This window comes from Kosakonia sp. WA-90, from assembly GCF_039871955.1.
Classification (GTDB): domain Bacteria; phylum Pseudomonadota; class Gammaproteobacteria; order Enterobacterales; family Enterobacteriaceae; genus Kosakonia; species Kosakonia oryzendophytica.
In genome coordinates this window covers 117,778-137,152 of record NZ_JBDPLJ010000003.1, presented here as the reverse complement: position 1 = coordinate 137,152, position 19,375 = coordinate 117,778, and the positions used below count along the sequence as shown (strand labels likewise).

The window sequence follows — 19,375 nt, the reverse complement described above, 5'->3', positions numbered from 1 at the left end:
CAAATCAGGAAAGCAGTATGGAAAACGTCAAACTCAGCGGGAAAAAGTGTGACAAAAGCTACGTCACATAGCAGCGATGTGTATAATAGGCACGTATGTAAGTTTCCTTTCGCAATTCACATACAAAAGACTCTCATGGCTCAAGGCACGCTCTATATTGTTTCCGCCCCCAGCGGCGCGGGTAAATCAAGCCTCATCCAGGCTTTGTTGAAAACCCAACCGTTATACGACACGCAAGTTTCTGTTTCGCATACGACGCGCGCGCCGCGCCCGGGCGAAGTGCACGGTGAACACTATTTCTTTGTTAATCATGACGAGTTTAAGGCCATGATTAATGACGACGCGTTTCTTGAGCATGCCGAGGTGTTTGGCAATTACTACGGCACCTCCCGCGCGACCATTGAGCAAGTGCTGTCCACCGGCGTGGATGTGTTTCTCGATATCGACTGGCAGGGCGCGCAACAAATTCGCACCCGAATGCCGCAGGCACGTAGCATCTTTATTCTACCGCCGTCGAAAGTGGAGCTGGATCGTCGCCTGCGCGGGCGTGGTCAGGACAGCGAAGAGGTAATCGCGAAACGTATGGCGCTGGCAGTTGCGGAAATGAGTCATTACGCAGAATATGATTACCTTATTGTGAATGATGATTTCGATACCGCCTTGGGCGATTTGAAAACCATTATTCGCGCTGAACGTCTGCGCATGAGCCGCCAGAAGCAGCGACATGACGCTTTAATCAGCAAACTATTGGCAGACTGAGCCTGGTTTCAGTATCATGCCCAGTCATTTCTTCACCTGTGGAGCATTTTAAGTATGGCACGCGTAACTGTTCAGGACGCTGTAGAGAAAATTGGTAACCGTTTTGACCTGGTGCTGGTCGCCGCGCGTCGCGCTCGTCAGATGCAGGTTGGCGGCAAAGATCCGCTGGTACCGGAAGAAAACGATAAAACTACCGTTATCGCGCTGCGCGAAATCGAAGAAGGTCTGATCAACAACCAGATCCTCGACGTACGTGAGCGCCAGGAGCAGCAAGAGCAGGAAGCCGCAGAACTGCAGGCCGTCACCGCCATTGCTGAAGGTCGCCGTTAATTAATCCTGCAGCAGGTCACCCTTGTATCTGTTTGAAAGCCTGAATCAGCTGATTCAAAACTATCTGCCTGAAGACCAAATCAAACGTCTCAGGCAGGCGTATCTCGTTGCACGTGACGCTCACGAGGGCCAGACACGTTCAAGCGGTGAACCTTATATCACGCACCCGGTAGCGGTAGCCTGTATCCTGGCTGAGATGAAACTCGACCACGAAACACTCATGGCCGCGCTACTGCATGATGTGATTGAAGATACCCCAGCCACTTACCAGGATATGGAACAGCTGTTTGGCAAAAGCGTTGCCGAACTGGTGGAAGGGGTATCCAAACTTGATAAGCTCAAGTTTCAGGATAAGAAAGAAGCGCAGGCCGAAAACTTTCGTAAGATGATCATGGCGATGGTGCAGGACATCCGCGTCATTCTGATCAAACTTGCCGACCGCACGCACAACATGCGCACGCTGGGTTCACTTCGCCCGGATAAACGTCGCCGCATTGCCCGTGAAACCCTCGAAATCTACAGTCCGCTGGCACACCGTTTAGGTATTCATCACATTAAGACCGAGCTTGAAGAGCTGGGTTTTGAAGCGTTGTACCCAAACCGTTACCGTGTCATCAAAGAAGTGGTGAAAGCCGCGCGCGGCAACCGCAAAGAGATGATTCAAAAAATCCTCTCAGAAATCGAAGGGCGTTTACAGGAAGCGGGCATTCCCTGCCGCGTGAGCGGGCGTGAAAAACACCTTTACTCCATCTACTGCAAGATGGTGCTGAAAGAGCAGCGTTTTCACTCCATCATGGATATCTACGCGTTTCGCGTCATCGTTCATGATCTGGATACCTGCTATCGCGTACTCGGTCAGATGCACAGCTTGTATAAGCCGCGCCCGGGCCGCGTTAAAGACTACATCGCCATTCCTAAGGCAAACGGCTATCAGTCGCTGCACACCTCGATGATTGGTCCGCACGGCGTACCGGTTGAGGTGCAGATCCGCACGGAAGATATGGATCAGATGGCAGAGATGGGGGTCGCCGCACACTGGGCATATAAAGAGCACGGTGAAAGCAGCACCACGGCGCAAATTCGCGCCCAGCGTTGGATGCAAAGCCTGCTGGAGCTACAGCAGAGCGCCGGTAGCTCGTTTGAATTTATCGAGAGCGTTAAATCTGATCTCTTCCCCGATGAGATTTATGTTTTCACCCCGGAAGGCCGCATCGTTGAACTGCCCGCGGGCGCTACGCCAGTGGACTTTGCCTATGCCGTGCATACCGATATCGGCCATGCCTGCGTGGGTGCGCGTGTCGACCGCCAGCCTTACCCGCTGTCGCAGTCGCTCTCCAGCGGCCAGACGGTAGAAATTATCACCGCACCGGGTGCCCGCCCGAACGCCGCATGGCTGAACTTTGTCGTCAGCTCGAAAGCGCGAGCCAAAATCCGCCAGATGTTGAAAAACCTCAAGCGCGATGATTCCGTCAGTCTCGGTCGTCGTCTGCTCAACCATGCATTAGGCGGAAGCCGCAAACTGGCGGAAATCCCACCGGAGCATATTCAGCGCGAGCTGGACCGCATGAAGCTGGCGGCGCTGGACGATCTGCTGGCGGAAATCGGTCTCGGCAACGCCATGAGCGTCGTGGTGGCGAAAAACCTGCAGCAAGGGGAAGCAGTGCAAGCCGTACAAACCCCTGCCGGTACGGGCAACAATGGCGGCCATCTGCCGATTAAAGGCGCCGATGGTGTGCTGATCACCTTCGCCAAATGCTGTCGCCCGATCCCTGGCGACCCGATTGTCGCTCACGTCAGCCCCGGTAAAGGGCTGGTTATCCACCATGAGTCCTGCCGTAATATTCGGGGTTATCAAAAAGAAGCCGAGAAATTTATGGCCGTGGAGTGGGACAAAGAGACCGCCCAGGAATTTATCACCGAGATCAAGGTGGATATGTTCAACCATCAGGGAGCACTGGCTAACCTGACGGCCGCCATCAATACGGCCTCTTCCAATATTCAGAGCCTGAATACGGAAGAGAAAGATGGTCGTGTATACAGTGCCTTCATCCGTCTCACGGCGCGCGATCGCGTCCACCTGGCGAATATCATGCGTAAGATCCGCGTGATGCCAGACGTGATTAAAGTCACCCGTAACCGAAACTGATTTTATGAATTCTCAGCGTTATGCGCGTATCCGCGAGATGCTTGCCAGGCGTCAGCCTGATCTGACCGTCTGCATGGAGCAGGTTCACAAACCTCATAACGTCTCCGCAATTATCCGCACGGCGGACGCCGTCGGTGTGCATGAAGTTCACGCCGTCTGGCCGGGCAATCGCATGCGCACCATGGCCTCTTCCGCTGCGGGCAGTAATAGCTGGGTAGAAGTGAAAACGCACCGCACCATCAGCGACGCCGTGGGCGAACTGAAAGCACGCGGTATGCAGATCCTCGCCACTCATCTGTCTGACAACGCTGTCGACTTTCGCGAGATCGATTACACCCGCCCGACCTGCATTCTGATGGGGCAGGAAAAAACCGGGATCACCCAGCAAGCGCTGGATCTGGCGGATCGGGACATTATCATCCCGATGATCGGTATGGTGCAGTCGTTGAACGTCTCCGTGGCTTCTGCATTGATTTTGTACGAAGCTCAGCGCCAGCGGCAAAACGCGGGCATGTACCAGCGTGAAAACAGTATGCTGCCGGATGCAGAGCAGCAGCGCCTGCTGTTCGAGGGGGGTTACCCGGTGCTGGCGAAAGTCGCAAAACGCAAAGGCCTGCCTTACCCTCACGTCAATACCGAAGGGCAAATCGAAGCCGACCCGACATGGTGGGCCACCATGCAGGCGGCAGGGTAACCGCATGAAAGGCCGCCTGCTCGACGCAATTCCGCTCAACACGCTGACCGGCGTTGGCGCGGCGCAGAGCAGCAAACTGGCAAAAATCGGCCTGCACACCGTGCAGGATCTCCTGCTTCACCTGCCGTTGCGCTATGAAGATCGCACCCACCTTTACCCCATTGCCGACCTGCTGCCGGGCGTTTACGCCACGGTGGAAGGCGAAGTGTTGAATTGCAACATCACCTTTGGCGGGCGTCGGATGATGACCTGCCAAATCAGCGACGGCTCCGGCATCCTCACCATGCGCTTTTTTAACTTCAACGCGGCGATGAAAAACAGCCTCGCCACCGGCCGTCGTGTGCTGGCCTACGGTGAAGCGAAACGCGGGAAGTACGGCGCCGAGATGATCCATCCGGAGTACCGCATTCAGGGCGATCTCAGCACACCGGATTTACAGGAAACCCTGACACCGGTGTATCCGACCACCGAAGGTGTGAAACAGGCAACCTTGCGCAAATTGACCGATCAGGCGCTGGACCTCCTGGCGACCTGTGCCATCAGCGAACTGCTGCCGCCAGAGCTGGCGCAGGGCATGATGAGCCTGCCGGACGCCCTGCGCACGCTGCACCGCCCGCCGCCAACCCTTCAGCTAAGCGACCTCGAAAGCGGGCAGCACCCGGCGCAAAAACGTTTAATTCTCGAAGAGTTGCTGGCTCACAACCTGAGCATGCTGGCGCTACGAGCCGGAGCACAGCGCTACCATGCGCAACCGCTCATCGCCAACGATGCGCTAAAACAGCGTCTGCTGGCATCATTACCGTTTAAACCCACTGGCGCACAGGATCGCGTCGTGGCGGAAATCGAGCGCGACATGGCGCAGGATATGCCTATGATGCGCCTTGTGCAGGGCGATGTCGGCTCCGGTAAAACATTGGTTGCCGCGCTCGCGGCCTTACGCGCCATCGCCAATGGAAAACAAGTGGCGATGATGGCCCCGACCGAACTGCTGGCTGAGCAGCACGCGAATAACTTCCGCAACTGGTTTGCCCCACTCGGCGTGGAAGTGGGCTGGTTGGCGGGCAAACAGAAAGGCAAAGCGCGGCAAGCACAGCAGGAGGCGATTGCCAGCGGTCAGGTGCAGATGATTGTCGGTACCCACGCTATTTTCCAGGAGCAGGTGCAGTTTAACGGCCTTGCGCTGGTGATCATTGATGAACAACACCGCTTTGGCGTTCATCAGCGTCTGGCGCTGTGGGAGAAGGGTCAACAACAGGGTTTTCACCCGCATCAGTTGATCATGACCGCCACGCCCATTCCGCGAACGCTGGCAATGACAGCCTATGCCGATCTGGATACCTCCGTCATCGACGAATTACCGCCGGGGCGTACGCCGGTCACCACCGTCGCCATTCCGGATACCCGCCGTAACGACATTATCGATCGCGTGCGCAACGCCTGCACCGATGAAGGTCGCCAGGCGTACTGGGTCTGTACACTGATTGAAGAGTCTGATCTACTGGAAGCGCAAGCGGCGGAAGCCACCTGGGAAGAACTGAAACTGGCGCTACCGGAGCTGCATGTGGGCCTGGTGCACGGGCGAATGAAGCCCGCCGAAAAACAGGCCGTTATGCAGGCCTTCAAGCAAGGCGAACTGCATTTGCTGGTCGCCACCACGGTGATTGAAGTGGGTGTGGACGTGCCCAACTCCAGCCTGATGATCATTGAAAACCCGGAGCGTCTCGGCCTTGCGCAACTCCACCAGTTGCGTGGCCGCGTCGGGCGTGGTGCGGTGGCCTCGCACTGTGTGCTGCTGTATAAATCCCCGCTGTCCAAAACCGCGCAAAAACGCCTGCAGGTATTACGTGACAGCAACGACGGCTTTGTGATTGCGCAAAAAGATCTGGAAATTCGCGGCCCCGGCGAGCTGCTTGGCACCCGCCAGACCGGCAATGCCGAATTCAAAGTCGCCGATCTGCTGCGTGACCAGGCGATGATCCCCGAAGTGCAACGCACTGCCCGCCATATTCATGAGCGCTACCCGCAGCTGGCGGAAGCCCTGATCGACCGTTGGATGCCGGAAACAGAACGCTACTCCAACGCGTGAGTTTTAGAACCTTATCCCGTAAAAAGAACACCCCTTAGAAAAGTATGTTTTTAGCAAAGCAACCGTTTGCTTTTACCAAACAGTCCGATAAAATCACCGCTTTTCCATCCAGGGGATTGCTTGAGATGTCCGTAAACACCATCGAGTCAGAAAGTGCGCAACCGGTTGCGCAGACTCAACCCAGCGAACTGATCTACCGCCTTGAAGACCGCCCTCCGCTGGCGCAGACGCTGTTTGCCGCGCTGCAGCATTTGCTGGCGATGTTTGTCGGCGTTATCACGCCCGCGCTGCTTATCTGCCAGGCGCTGGGTTTACCGGCTCAGGACACTCAGCACATCATCAGCATGTCGCTGTTCGCCTCTGGCGTGGCTTCCATTATCCAGATCAAAGCCTGGGGGCCGGTGGGTTCTGGCCTGTTGTCGATTCAGGGCACCAGCTTTAACTTTGTGGCGCCGCTGATTATGGGGGGTACCGCACTGAAAACCGGTGGTGCGGATGTGCCGACGATGATGGCTGCACTGTTCGGCACTCTAATGCTGGCAAGCTGCACCGAAATGGTTATCTCCCGAATTCTGCCGCTGGCGCGCCGTATTATCACCCCGCTGGTCTCCGGTGTGGTGGTGATGATTATCGGCCTGTCGCTGATTCAGGTTGGTTTGACCTCCGTGGGCGGCGGTTTTGCCGCAATGGGCAACCACACCTTCGGCGCACCGAAGAACCTGCTGCTGGCCGGCGTGGTGCTGGCAATCATTATTCTGCTAAACCGCCAGCGTAATCCTTACCTGCGTATCGCCTCTCTGGTGATTGCTATGGCGGTCGGTTACGTGCTGGCGATGTTTATGGGTATGCTGCCAGCCTACAATGCCCCGGCGGACGCCTTTATGGTGCCAACACCGCTCTACTACGGCCTGAGCATTGACTGGAATCTGCTGCTGCCGCTGATGTTGGTGTTTATGATCACCTCGCTGGAAACCATCGGCGATATCACTGCCACGTCCGACGTTTCTGAGCAGCCGGTTGCCGGCCCGGTCTATATGAAGCGCCTGAAAGGCGGCGTCCTGGCTAACGGCCTCAACTCCTTCGTCTCGGCGGTGTTTAACACCTTCCCGAACTCCTGTTTCGGTCAGAACAACGGCGTGATCCAGCTGACCGGCGTCGCCAGCCGCTACATCGGCTTCTTTGTCGCGCTGATGCTGATTGTGCTGGGTCTGTTCCCGGCGGTGAGTGCGTTTGTGCAGCAACTGCCTGAGCCGGTCCTCGGTGGCGCAACGCTGGTGATGTTCGGAACCATTGCGGCGTCTGGCGTGCGTATTGTCTCCCGCGAACCGCTGAACCGCCGTGCGATCATGATAATTGCGCTGTCACTGGCAGTCGGCCTTGGCGTCTCCCAACAGCCGCAGATCCTGCAATTTGCGCCGGATTGGCTGAAAAACCTGCTCTCTTCCGGCATCGCCGCAGGGGGTATCACGGCGATTGTATTGAATCTGATTTTTCCGCCAGAGAAAAACTGATGCATGCTGCGGCAACGGGGCCAAACCGTTGCCGCAGTCACTTCCTTTCATCATTCCGCCCTTGAGCATTGCGCATAAATCGTGCATAACTGCCTGACTGACACGTTGGGGATGGAAGATGATGAAATTTCTTGGAAAGCTGCTCCTTGTTGTCGCTATCGTCTTGTTACTGGCGATGCTGGCTGTCTATTTCTTGTTGCAAACCCGCTGGGGCGCAACACAGGTTAGCCAGTGGGTCAGCAACAACAGCGACTATCATCTGACGTTCGATGTGATGGATCATCGCTTCTCTTCCCCGTCCCATGTGCTGCTGAAAAACGTTAACTTTGGTCACAAAGGCAAACCCGCCACGCTGGTCGCTAAAACCGTCGATATCGATCTCAGTAGCCGCCAGCTTACCGATCCGCTGCATGTAGACACCATTCTGTTGCAGGACGGCACGCTTAATCTCTCCCCCGCTGCCGCGCCGTTGCCTTTCCAGGCCGATCGTCTGCAACTGAGCAATATGGCGTTTAACAGCCCGGCCACTGGCTGGGATCTGAGTGCGCAACGGGTCACCGGCGGTGTTGCGCCGTGGCAACCGGTCGCAGGCAATGTGCTCGGCAGCAAAACGCAGATCCAGATGAGCGCCGGATCATTGATGTTAAACGGCGTTCCCGCCAGCAACGTTCTCATTCAGGGCAGTATTGATAAAGATGTGGTCACGCTGACCACCATTGGCGCGGATATGGCGCGCGGTTCGCTGACGGGTGATGCGCAACGCAATGCCGACGGCAGTTGGGTAGTGAATAACCTGCGGCTGAACGATATCCGCCTGCAAAGCGACAAATCCCTGCTCGATTTCTTTAATCCGCTGACCACGCTGCCGTCACTGAAAATTGGCCGCGTTGAGGTGACGGATGCGCGCCTGCAAGGGCCGGAATGGGCGGTTACCGACCTCGATCTGAGCTTGCGCAACCTGACGCTGGAAGGCGGCGACTGGAAAAGCGAAGACGGCAGACTGTCGATGAACGCCACCGAGTTTATTTACGGTTCGCTGCATCTGTTCGATCCGATCCTTAACGCCACTTTCTCGCCGCAGGGCATTGCGCTGCAGCAGTTCACCTCACGCTGGGAAAACGGCATGGTGCGCACCTCCGGTAACTGGTATCGCGCCGGGCACGCACTGGTGCTGGACGACGCCGCCTTTGCCGGGCTGGAATACACCTTGCCGGCAAACTGGAAACAGGTCTGGATGGATGAATTGCCAACATGGCTGAACAGCGTGACGTTGAAGAAATTCAGCGCCAGCCGCAATCTGGTGATTGATATCGACCCGGGCTTCCCGTGGCAACTCACTGCGCTGGATGGCTATGGGGATAACCTGCAACTGGCGCGCGAACGCAAATGGGGCGTCTGGGGTGGCAGCGCAAAACTGAACGCCGCCGCCGCGACGTTTAATCGCGTTGATGTGCGCCGCCCGTCGCTGGCGTTAAACGCGAACAGCAGCACGGTGAATATCAGCGAACTTAGCGCTTTTACCGGCCAGGGCTTGCTGGAAGCCACCGCTGTGGTTTCACAAACGCCGGAACGCAGCGTCAACCTCAGTCTGCGCGGGCGCGGCGTGCCGGTGAATGTGTTGCAGGAGTGGGGCTGGCCAGCGCTGCCGATAAGTGGTGATGGTAACCTGCAACTGACCGCCAGCGGCAACGTCAACGCAAATGCGCCGCTGAAACCGACGGTGAATGGCGAGTTGCAGGTGATAAATGTCCAGAAACAGCAGCTAAAACAAAGTATGCATGGCGGTGTCGTTTCCGGTGGTGTGGTTGCCCCTTCAACTGAGTCTGCGCCATCACCCTCACCCCAGCCCTCTCCCTGAAAGGGAGAGGGAGAAAACCCGCACTGACTTTATCCCCTAGGTCCCTTTGGGGAGAGGATCTGAGAGAGGAAAACCGTACCTGTCTTATCCCCTCGCCCCTTTGAGGAGAGGATCAGGGGGAGGGGAAAACCACACCAGTCTTCTCCCCTCCCCCCTTTGAGGAGAGCGTCAGGGGGAGGGGAAAACCACACCAGTCTTCTCCCCTCGCCCCTCTGGGGAGAGGGTCAGGGTGAGGGGAAAACCACACCAGTCTTCTCCCCTCGCCCCTTTGGGGAGAGGGTCAGGGGGAGAGGAAAACCGCACCAGTCTTCTCCCCTCGCCCCTCTGGGGAGAGAGTCAGGGTGAGGGGAAAACCGCACCAGTCTTCTCCCCTCGCCCCTCTGGGGAGAGAGTCAGGGGGAGGGGAAAACCGCACCAGTCTTCTCCCCTCGCCCCTCTGGGGAGAGGGTCAGGGTGAGGGGAAAACCGCACCAGTCTTATCCCCTCACTCCTTTGGGGAGAGGGGGAAAACCGCACCGGCCTTATCTCCTCGCCCCTTTAGGAAGAGGGTCTGAGAGAGGGGAAACCGCACCAGTCTTATCCCCTCGCCCCTCTGGGGAGAGGGTCAGGGGGAGGGGAAAACCGCACCAGTCTTCTCCCCTCGCCCCTCTGGGGAGAGGGTCAGGGTGAGGGGGAACTCACAGCGTGATCCGAATCTCCTCACTCTGCGGCGCTATCACCACACCTTGTTCGCTGCCCGACTGCGTAGCCCCCTGCACCCCGGCAATGTGTGTGATATTGCGCAGGCACAGCGTCCAGTTGCGGGCTTCGCCTTCAGCCTGCACGCTAATCACACCGTTTTCACGTTTCGCCCGCAGGCGGAAAATCACCGCGCCGCTCGCATCCGGTACTTCGCACAGCGCTTCACGCCCCTCATCCAGCGCAAACAGCTGGAAGGCGGTGTTTTCATGCCAGGCGTAATCCGGGCGCTGATCGTTGCTGCCCAGCGCCAGTAGGGTATTGTCACGCACATAGACCGGCAGGCTCATCACGTCGTGGCGCTGTTGATGCCAGCGACTGCCGTTCAGGACATCGTTATGCCACAGGTGCGTCCAGCGCCCTTCCGGCAGATAAAACTGCACATCTCCCGCTTCGCTGAACACCGGTGCCACCAGCAGCGCCTCGCCCAACATGTACTGGCGGTCGAGGTAATCGCAGGCGGGATCGGTCGGGAACGAAAGCATCATGGCACGCATCATCGGTGTACCGCATTCATGCGCCAGCGCCGCCTGACGGTAAAGGTACGGCATCAGGCGGCATTTCAGTTGCGTAAAGTGGCGCACCACATCGCAGGACTCTTCATCGTAAGCCCACGGCACGCGGTAAGATTTGCTGCCGTGCAAGCGACTGTGGCTGGAGAGCAGACCAAACGCGCACCAGCGTTTGTAGACATGCGCAGGGGCGGTATTTTCGAAGCCGCCAATGTCGTGGCTCCAGAAACCAAAACCAGACAGACCAATAGAGAGCCCACCACGCAGGCTTTCCGCCATCGATTCATAGTTGGCGTAACAGTCGCCGCCCCAGTGCACCGGGAACTGCTGCGCGCCAACGGAGGCCGAACGGGCAAACAGTACCGCTTCCCGCTCGCCCACCGTCTCTTTCATCGCCTTCCACACCAGTTCGTTGTAAATATAGGCGTAGTGGTTGTGCATCTTCTCTGGGCACGCGCCGTTATGCCACACCACATCGGTCGGGATGCGCTCGCCAAAGTCGGTCTTGAAACAGTCGACCCCCATCGCCATCAGGCCTTTGAGTTTATTGGCGTACCACTGGCAGGCTTCCGGGTTGGTGAAGTCGTAAATGGCCAGCCCCGGTTGCCATTTGTCCCACTGCCATAGCGAACCATCGGCGCGTTTCAGCAAGTAGCCTTTCTCTTTCAGCTCACGGAACACCGGGGACTTCTGGCCGATATAGGGGTTGATCCAGACGCAGATTTTCAGCCCGCGCGCTTTCAGGCGCGTGATCATGCCCTCTGGATCAGGGAAGGTCACAGGATCCCATTCAAAATCGCACCACTGGAACGCCTTCATCCAGAAGCAGTCGAAATGGAACACATGCAGCGGTAACTGGCGCTCCGCCATGCCATCGATAAAACGATTGACCGTCGCTTCGTCATAATTGGTAGTAAACGAAGTGGTCAGCCACAGGCCGAAAGACCAGGCCGGGGGCAGCGCCGGGCGGCCGGTAAATTGCGTATAGCGGTTCAGCACCGCCTGCGGCGTCGGGCCATCAATGACAAAGTACTCGAGATACTCCCCTTCCACGCTGAACTGCACTTTGGAGACCTTCTCGGAGCCGACTTCAAACTCCACGGCCTGCGGGTGATTCACCAGCACGCCGTAGCCCCGGTTCGTCAGGTAGAACGGGATATTCTTATAGGACTGTTCGGTGCTGGTACCGCCATCGCGGTTCCAGGTTTCCACCGTCTGGCCGTTACGCACCAGCGCGGTAAAACGCTCACCGAGACCATACACCGTCTCGCCAACACCAAGGTCCAGCCGCTCGAACATGTAATTACGCCCGCGGTTGTTATCCTGCACATAGCCGTTGTTCTTCACCTGGCTGCCGGTAATGCGCACGCCGTCACGCAGAAAGTCGAGCGCCCAGTTGTCACCTTTCCCCACCCGCACGCTCAGCGCGCCGCTTTGTAGCTCTGCAAAATCGTCGGTGTTACGTAGTGCAACATCCACATGCAGCGATGGGTGCAGCGGGAAGTGCGGGCCGTTATCCACCGCGCCCTGAAAGTGCTCAATGCGTACGCCAATAATGCCTTCCTGCGGCGAGAAAAAGCGCAGCGTAAACAGCGGTGTGTCCAGTTGCCATGTGCGTTCGCGCACATCGCGCGGCGCGGCATACACCACCATCTCATTGCCCTGCTGTTCAACGTCGAACACCTGAATGGGCTGGATTAATGTCAGACCCGGCTGGATCAGCCAGTTGCCATCACTGATTTTCATGCATGACTCCTTACAGTAATTCTTCCCGGGGAGAGGCGTTGCCATGGCCTTGTGGATCGCGGCGTTCACCACGCGCCAGTTGCGCCATAATTGATGTCAGGAATGGCGTTTTTAGGGTGTAGAAACGTTTGGCAATAAAGGCGCTCAATAAGTAGCAGAGCGCCGGAACCAGCGTGAACAGCGCAATGATGATGCTAATCGTGGCACTGTTCTGGCTCTGCGCCGCCGCGTTGTAACCGCCGCCTGCCAGCGCCCAGCCGATCAATGCGCCGCCCAGCGCCAGCCCAAGTTTCAGCACAAACAGCGTGCCCGCAAAACTGATGCCGGTAAGCCGTTTGCCGTTGCACCATTCGCCATAATCCACGGTGTCGGACATCATCACCCATTGGATGGGAGTGACCAGTTGGTGAAGCACGCCGATAACGAAGATGAAGATAAACATGGTGACGCTGGCTTCGATCGGCACGAAGAACATGGCGACGCTGAGCACGGTGAGCGCGGCGTTGGTCCACCAGAAGATGGTGACTTTGCATTTCCAGTCGGTGAGCGGCTTGGCCAGCGCGCTGCCAATCAGGTTGCCGACACAGTAAGTGGTGAGGAAGGCGGTGAAGATGGCGGCATCGCCCATGATCCAGGTGACGTAATACATCATTGCCCCACCACGCACGCACACGGCCAGGATGTTGAGGATGGTGAGCAAACCGACGATGCGCCACTGGTCGTTTTGCCAGATGTCGCGTAAATCTTCTCGCATGGAGGTGCTGCTCGGCGGTGCCTGGATACGCTCTTTGGTGGTGAAGAAGCAGAATGCCAGCATCATAAAGGCGACCACCGAGAGCACCGCAATACCGCCCTGGAAGCCGAAGACTTTATCTTCCCCGCCAATCAGTTTGACCAATGGCATCATCAGCACGGTGGAGAGCATGCCGCCCGCAGTTGCCAGCACAAAGCGCCAGGATTGCAGCGAAATACGCTGTTGCGGGTCGTTAGTGATGACTCCGCCCAGTGCGCAGTACGGAATGTTTACCACGGTGTAAAGCAGGGTGAGTAACGTATAGGTTACAGCGGCATATATCATCTTGCCGCTGACGCTGAGATCCGGTGTGCTGTACGCCAACACGCAGACCACGCCGAACGGCAGTGCGCCGAAGAGGATCCACGGGCGAAACTTACCCCAGCGGCTGCGCGTGCGGTCGGCAATCAACCCCATACAGGGATCGGAAATGGCGTCCAGCGCGCGCGCCAGCAGGAACATGGTGCCAACGAAACCGGCGGGAATACCGAAGATATCGGTATAGAAAAACATCATGTACAGCATCACGTTATCAAAAACGATATGGCTGGCGGCATCGCCCATCCCGTAGCCAATCTTTTCTTTCACAGAAATAATCTGACTGTCCATTTTTGTTTCCTTAACGCCTGAAAAGTAAGCGGAGAGCGGTCTCAGTGGTTGTAAACGATCGTTTTTCAGGCGGGTATTCCGTTTTCTGGTTATCAGATTATGTTTATTCTTTTCTGTGATCGCGGTTACTTTCGCAGCACGAAAAAATCTAACCATCGGAAAATGTGAGGTTTTATCTGAAACGTGGATTTAAAACGGCAGCACAACGAGAAAATTTATGACCAGGGTATGTGGTAAATGCATGAAAGTAGCTATAATGCGCCCCGCCTCCATGTAGCAATGCAGGCGCGGAAGGTCGTCATCTCCGGTGAGGTGGCTGGACTTCAAATCCAGTTGGGGCCGCCAGCGGTCCCGGGCAGGTTCGACTCCTGTGATCTTCCGCCAAAATGTCTGCCATCACGCCTTCTGAATAAATCTAAAAACGCTTTCTTTTCAAATCCTACACTCGTAATAGTCTTATAACCCGATTCAATGTCGGCCATAACCCGCGCACCGCGACGGCAAAAAAGCAAGTGCCGGAATGCTGGTGAAGAAGAATTGAACACCAGAACGGGTGCTGTCGCTGTTGGAAGGGTGAGCCGGAGAAGAGGGATAATTAATTTCTCACCGCAGGATGCGGTTAATGTAAGACAACGACCATGAGCCAAAAACATATCGAAATCAGTAAATTTCTGAGTTACCTGTTACGTCACCATCCGGAAGCAGCAGGCTTATCATTAGATAAAGCGGGCTGGGCACCGATCGCAGAACTGATCCGTTGCGTCAACAATTCGGGTTATGAGCTCAACCATGAACTGCTCCAGACTATCGTTGCCGGGAGCGACAAAAAACGTTTCACGATCTCTGAAGACGGGTTATTGATTCGCGCGGCGCAAGGTCATTCAACACCAGACGTGAAAATTGCTTACCAGGAAAAAACGCCGCCTGATGTTCTGTTTCATGGCACGGCCAGCCGATTTTTATCGTCCATCAGAGAACAGGGCATTATTTCAAAAGACCGTCAGCACGTTCATTTATCTCAGGATGCGGCAACAGCCATACAGGTGGGCCAGCGTCACGGGAAACCCGTTGTCCTCACAATCAATGCCCGCGCCATGTTCGAACAAGGCTTTACGTTCTATCAGGCCGATAATGGCGTCTGGCTGTCGAACACAATTCCGTGGGAATTTATTCAGGAATGAGGAAAGCGGATCGGCACCTCCAACCAGCTTAAGTTTCTTACGACGATTACCCCATGGTTTATTGACTTTTATCCAGGCACTGGCCTGCCCCACACAGCCTATTTTCATAGGCGTACCGATTTAACTTTCTTGCACCAGTCGAGGGTAGTTTGTTGTTTTTCAATGCATCTGCTGCCCCATCATAGAAGGTCTTATCTGGGGATGCCTCAACCCTGTTTGATGTCGACCAAACCCTACACTCCTCCTGAGCTCAAACTATAGGGAAGGTTCATCTACCGGAGTGGAGCAGTTCAATTACCAGCCACGGTAGTCAATGAAACCTGTCGGTACTTCCCCCCATGTTAAATCTGATTAAATACATCCAAATATTACCAATAAAATCAATCAGTTATTAATTGTCGCACTAATGTAATGCCGTGTGCGGAGTGGCATACTGCATCTGTGCTTCAGTGTGAGCACGCAGGCACCAGAGGGCCTAACCCTCTGTTTATTCTGCTATCAGGAGGTGAAAACGTGCAGGCGCTGGCAGCGGTAATAAATGTGATCTGCGGCAGCTTTCAACACAAAAGTGCCTGTGGCTTCGCGATGCCACATTACCGGAGAAAAACGCCAGCAATCAGTGAGTTATTTTGCATTGCACAGATGTGCGAGTATTCGAAAAGTCTAAAAACAAATGTGCAATACAAAACGGGGTTTTTGTCGCCGAAAAGGGCAGTAAATCGTTTTGCCGCAGGCCGCAGACAAGGTTATATCGAAGGACCAAACCTGATTCGTTGTTAGCACAAATGTGCAGGAGGCGAAGGATGCCAAATGAAAACAGTGATGATGTTCGCCTGATCGTAAAAATCGCGCAGCTTTATTACGAACAGGAAATGACGCAGGCGCAAATTGCCCGTGAATTGAGCATTTACCGCACCACCATCAGCCGCCTGCTGAAACGCGGTCGCCAGCAGGGCATCGTCACCATTGCCATTAATTACGACTACAACGAAAACCTGTGGCGTGAGCAACAACTCAAAGAGAAATATGGCCTGAAAGAAGCCGTGGTGGTCGCATGCGACAGCGAACAGGAGGAGGTACAACTCGATCTGATGGGCATCTGCGGCGCGCAGTTACTGGAGCGTTTGCTGGAACCTGGCGACATTGTCGGTTTTTCCTGGGGGCGCGCTGTACGGGCGCTAGTGGAGAGGTTATCCCCGGCCAGCCAGTCACGCCAGCTTATCTGCGTGCCTGTTGTCGGCGGCCCTTCCGGCAAGCTGGAAAGCCGCTATCACGTCAACACGCTGACCTACAGCGCTGCCGCAAGATTGAAAGGGGAATCGCACCTCGCCGACTTTCCGGCGCTGCTGGACAATGCCTTGATCCGTAACGGCATTATGCAATCTCAGCACTTTAGAACCATCTCGGCTTACTGGGACAATCTCGATATTGCGGTGGTGGGCATCGGTTCCCTGGCTATCCGTAACGGCGCGAACTGGCACGCGTTTTACGCCAGCGAAGAGAGCGACGATCTGTACGCCCGCCAGGTAGCTGGTGATATCTGTTCGCGCTTTTATGACATCCACGGTGCGACGGTAGAAACCCGGATGAGTGAAAAAACACTCTCTATTGAAACGCATCAATTGAAGAAGGCGCGTTATGTCATCGGCATTGCAATGGGTGAAGAGAAATATAACGGAATTGTAGGCGCATTGAAGGGAGAACATATTAACTGTTTAGTGACTAACCAAGAAACAGCCGATTTATTACTGAAGTAATTCAGGTTATTACGCTTTTACATAATTCATTTTATGGGGCTACTTTTGGCCAACATCAGGAGAAACATATGCAAAACTGGTTAAATCTGCAGGACAAAATCATTGTTGTTACGGGCGGTGCATCTGGAATCGGGCTCGCTATTGTCGACGAGTTATTAGCGCAAGGCGCGAAAGCACAAATGGTGGACATTCACCCTGGCGACGGAAAATATAATAACCACCCGAATTATCGCTTCTGGCAAACGGATATTTCCAGCGCGCAGGCTGTGAATCTGTCTATTAATGGCATGATTCAACACTTCGGGCATATTGACGGTCTGGTCAATAACGCCGGAATTAACTACCCGCGTCTGCTGGTCGATGAAAAAGCCCCGGATGGCAAGTATGAATTAAACGAAGCCGCCTTTGAAAAAATGGTCAACATCAACCAGAAAGGGGTGTTTTTAATGTCGCAAGCGGTAGCGCGCCAGATGGTGAAACAGCGTGGCGGCGTAATTGTGAATGTCTCCTCGGAAAGCGGGTTAGAAGGCTCAGAAGGCCAGAGTTGTTATGCCGCCACCAAAGCCGCGCTGAACAGCTTTACGCGCTCCTGGGCCAAAGAACTGGGTAAACATGGCATCCGCGTGGTGGGCGTCGCGCCGGGAATCCTCGAAAAGACCGGGCTACGCACGCCGGAGTATGAAGAAGCGCTGGCCTGGACCCGCAATATCACCGTTGAGCAGTTGCGTGAAGGCTACAGCAAAAACGCCATTCCGCTTGGGCGTTCCGGGCGGTTGTGCGAAGTCGCCGATTTTGTCTGCTACCTGCTGTCAGAACGCGCCAGCTACCTTACCGGCGTCACCACCAACATTGCCGGCGGTAAAACGCGCGGCTAGGGAGGCCCGATGGTTAACGCTCTTTTTTGTGCCCACGGCTCGCTGGCCTGCGCCATGCGGGATTCCGTACAGATGGTCTACGGCGATGTCAGCGTCGATGCGCTGGAGTTTGTCCCCGGCGAAAACACCCACGACATCATCGCCAAAATGGCATCGCGCATCAACGCCCACCCGGATGAAGCGTGGCTGATTGCGGTCGATTTGCAGTTTGGCAGCCCGTGGAACGCCGCCGCGACACTGGCCATGAGCAACGCAGGTATCCGCGTTATCAGCGGGCTCTCCTTGCCGATGGCGCTGGAACTGGTTGATAACCAAGACAATATGGACGTGGATGCACTCTGCGAACACCTGACGACCATCGCCCGGCAGGCCTGTGCTGTCTGGCAGGCCCCGCAAACAACCGAGGAGGATTTCTGATGAAGATTACCCTTGCACGCATCGATGACCGTTTGATCCACGGCCAGGTCACTACCGTCTGGTCAAAGGTGGCGAATGCGCAGCGGATCATTATCTGTAATGACGATGTCTTTAACGATGAGGTTCGCCGCACATTATTACGCCAGGCTGCCCCACCGGGAATCAAAGTGAATGTCGTCAATATCGAAAAGGCGGTGGCGGTTTACCACAACCCGCAATATAAAGATGAAACTGTCTTCTATTTATTTACCCGGCCGCAGGATGCACTGGCGATGGTTAAAAAAGGTGTACAGATAGAAACCTTAAATATTGGTGGCATGGCCTGGCAACCGGGTAAGAAACAATTAACCAAAGCCGTCTCGTTAAACCAATCCGATATTAATGCATTTCGTGAGCTGGATAAGCTAGGTATTCATCTTGATTTACGCGTCGTGGCTTCCGACCCGTCGATGAATATTCTCGAAAAAATTGAAGAGTTGTCGATAGCTGAATAAATAAAAGCACCCGTTTATTTATGCCTTTACTGGCAGGGATAACGACACCCAAAGGACATCAATTATGGAAATAAGTACCCTACAAATCATAGCGATATTTCTTTTTTCTTGTATTGCAGGCATCGGCAGCGTGCTGGATGAATTCCAGACTCACCGCCCGCTGATTGCCTGTACGGTTATCGGTTTTATCCTGGGCGATCTCAAAACCGGGATTATTCTCGGCGGTACGCTGGAACTGATCGCCCTCGGCTGGATGAACGTGGGCGCAGCACAGTCACCGGATTCAGCGCTCGCCAGTATTATCTCCGCCATTCTGGTGATTGTCGGGCAACAGAGCATCGCCACCGGTATTGCCATCGCCCTGCCGGTGGCCGCCGCAGGCCAGGTGCTGACGGTGTTTGCCCGCACCATCACCGTGGTGTTCCAGCACGCTGCGGATAAAGCCGCAGAAGAGGCGCGCTTTCGCACGATCGATCTGCTCCACATTTCAGCTTTAGGCGTTCAGGCGCTGCGTGTGGCAATCCCGGCATTGATCGTTTCGTTGTTCGTCAGCGCCGACATGGTCAGCACTATGTTGAACGCTATCCCGGAATTCGTCACCCGCGGTCTGCAAATCGCTGGCGGTTTTATCGTGGTAGTCGGTTATGCCATGGTGCTTCGCATGATGGGCGTGAAATACCTGATGCCCTTCTTCTTCCTCGGCTTTATTGCCGGTGGCTATCTCGACTTCAGTCTACTGGCCTTCGGTGGCGTCGGCGTGATCATCGCCCTGCTCTACATCCAGCTTAATCCGCAGTGGCGCGATACCAGGCAGCAAACCTCCGCGGCCCACGCCCCTACCTCTCTTGACCAGCTTGACGATTAAAGGA

General features: G+C 55.5%; 15 protein-coding genes and 1 tRNA gene. 14 read left to right on the top strand and 2 right to left on the bottom strand.

From position 1 onward, the window contains the following. Window positions 1–135: 135 nt before the first annotated feature. The 7 genes from gmk (at window position 136) to ABGA49_RS07105 (ending at window position 9,384) form a co-directional block, all read left to right on the top strand. The gene (gene gmk, locus ABGA49_RS07135; RefSeq protein WP_061492490.1) at window positions 136–759 is read left to right on the top strand and encodes a guanylate kinase; all 624 of its coding nucleotides are present in this window, start codon (window positions 136–138) and stop codon (window positions 757–759) included. A 54-nt stretch (window positions 760–813) separates the two neighbouring features. Next, window positions 814–1,089, top strand: coding sequence for a DNA-directed RNA polymerase subunit omega (gene rpoZ / locus ABGA49_RS07130; protein WP_000135058.1), 276 nt, complete (start codon window positions 814–816; stop codon window positions 1,087–1,089). A gap of 22 nt (window positions 1,090–1,111) precedes the next feature. Then, complete coding sequence (gene spoT / locus ABGA49_RS07125) at window positions 1,112–3,235, top strand: bifunctional GTP diphosphokinase/guanosine-3',5'-bis pyrophosphate 3'-pyrophosphohydrolase (RefSeq protein ID WP_061492489.1); 2,124 nt, start codon at window positions 1,112–1,114, stop codon at window positions 3,233–3,235. 4 nt (window positions 3,236–3,239) lie between these two features. Further along, complete coding sequence (gene trmH / locus ABGA49_RS07120) at window positions 3,240–3,929, top strand: tRNA (guanosine(18)-2'-O)-methyltransferase TrmH (RefSeq protein ID WP_061492488.1); 690 nt, start codon at window positions 3,240–3,242, stop codon at window positions 3,927–3,929. A 4-nt stretch (window positions 3,930–3,933) separates the two neighbouring features. Continuing rightward, on the top strand, window positions 3,934–6,015 hold the full coding sequence (gene recG, locus ABGA49_RS07115; protein ID WP_088238254.1) for an ATP-dependent DNA helicase RecG: 2,082 nt from the start codon (window positions 3,934–3,936) through the stop codon (window positions 6,013–6,015). Between the two features lie 125 nt (window positions 6,016–6,140). Next, on the top strand, window positions 6,141–7,526 hold the full coding sequence (locus ABGA49_RS07110; RefSeq protein WP_061492486.1) for a uracil-xanthine permease family protein: 1,386 nt from the start codon (window positions 6,141–6,143) through the stop codon (window positions 7,524–7,526). A 121-nt stretch (window positions 7,527–7,647) separates the two neighbouring features. Beyond that, a complete protein-coding gene (locus ABGA49_RS07105; protein WP_347665447.1) occupies window positions 7,648–9,384 on the top strand; it encodes an AsmA family protein in 1,737 nt (578 codons plus the stop codon). Window positions 9,385–10,061: 677 nt separating this feature from the next. Here ABGA49_RS07105 and yicI read toward each other — a convergent pair. After that, window positions 10,062–12,380 (bottom strand): alpha-xylosidase, encoded by a 2,319-nt coding sequence (gene yicI, locus ABGA49_RS07100; RefSeq protein ID WP_347665359.1) that lies wholly within the window; start codon window positions 12,378–12,380, stop codon window positions 10,062–10,064. A gap of 10 nt (window positions 12,381–12,390) precedes the next feature. After that, window positions 12,391–13,782 carry a glycoside-pentoside-hexuronide family transporter gene (locus tag ABGA49_RS07095; RefSeq protein ID WP_347665358.1) on the bottom strand — a complete coding sequence of 464 codons (1,392 nt, stop codon included), beginning with the start codon at window positions 13,780–13,782 and terminating at the stop codon, window positions 12,391–12,393. Between the two features lie 289 nt (window positions 13,783–14,071). Between ABGA49_RS07095 and ABGA49_RS07090 the strand changes: the two genes are divergently transcribed. The 7 genes from ABGA49_RS07090 to ABGA49_RS07060 all read left to right on the top strand — a co-directional run bounded on the left by ABGA49_RS07090 (window position 14,072) and on the right by ABGA49_RS07060 (window position 19,371). Further along, window positions 14,072–14,166 (top strand) — tRNA-Sec (locus ABGA49_RS07090). Window positions 14,167–14,420: 254 nt separating this feature from the next. Next, window positions 14,421–14,963: an RNA 2'-phosphotransferase gene (locus tag ABGA49_RS07085; protein ID WP_061492482.1), complete on the top strand. Its 543-nt coding sequence runs from the start codon at window positions 14,421–14,423 to the stop codon at window positions 14,961–14,963. Window positions 14,964–15,766: 803 nt separating this feature from the next. Next, entirely contained in the window at window positions 15,767–16,720 is a 954-nt protein-coding gene (locus tag ABGA49_RS07080; protein ID WP_061492481.1) for a sugar-binding transcriptional regulator, read from the top strand. Between the two features lie 68 nt (window positions 16,721–16,788). Continuing rightward, window positions 16,789–17,595 carry an SDR family oxidoreductase gene (locus ABGA49_RS07075; RefSeq protein ID WP_347665357.1) on the top strand — a complete coding sequence of 269 codons (807 nt, stop codon included), beginning with the start codon at window positions 16,789–16,791 and terminating at the stop codon, window positions 17,593–17,595. Between the two features lie 9 nt (window positions 17,596–17,604). Next, window positions 17,605–18,012, top strand: a complete 408-nt coding sequence (locus ABGA49_RS07070; RefSeq protein ID WP_061492479.1) for a mannose/fructose/sorbose PTS transporter subunit IIA — start codon at window positions 17,605–17,607, stop codon at window positions 18,010–18,012. Further along, window positions 18,012–18,506, top strand: a complete 495-nt coding sequence (locus tag ABGA49_RS07065; RefSeq protein WP_347665356.1) for a mannose/fructose/sorbose PTS transporter subunit IIB — start codon at window positions 18,012–18,014, stop codon at window positions 18,504–18,506. The genes ABGA49_RS07070 and ABGA49_RS07065 overlap by 1 nt, the downstream gene beginning before the upstream one ends. Before the next feature lie 64 nt (window positions 18,507–18,570). Next, window positions 18,571–19,371, top strand: coding sequence for a PTS mannose/fructose/sorbose transporter subunit IIC (locus ABGA49_RS07060; protein WP_061492477.1), 801 nt, complete (start codon window positions 18,571–18,573; stop codon window positions 19,369–19,371). Window positions 19,372–19,375 lie beyond the last annotated feature (4 nt).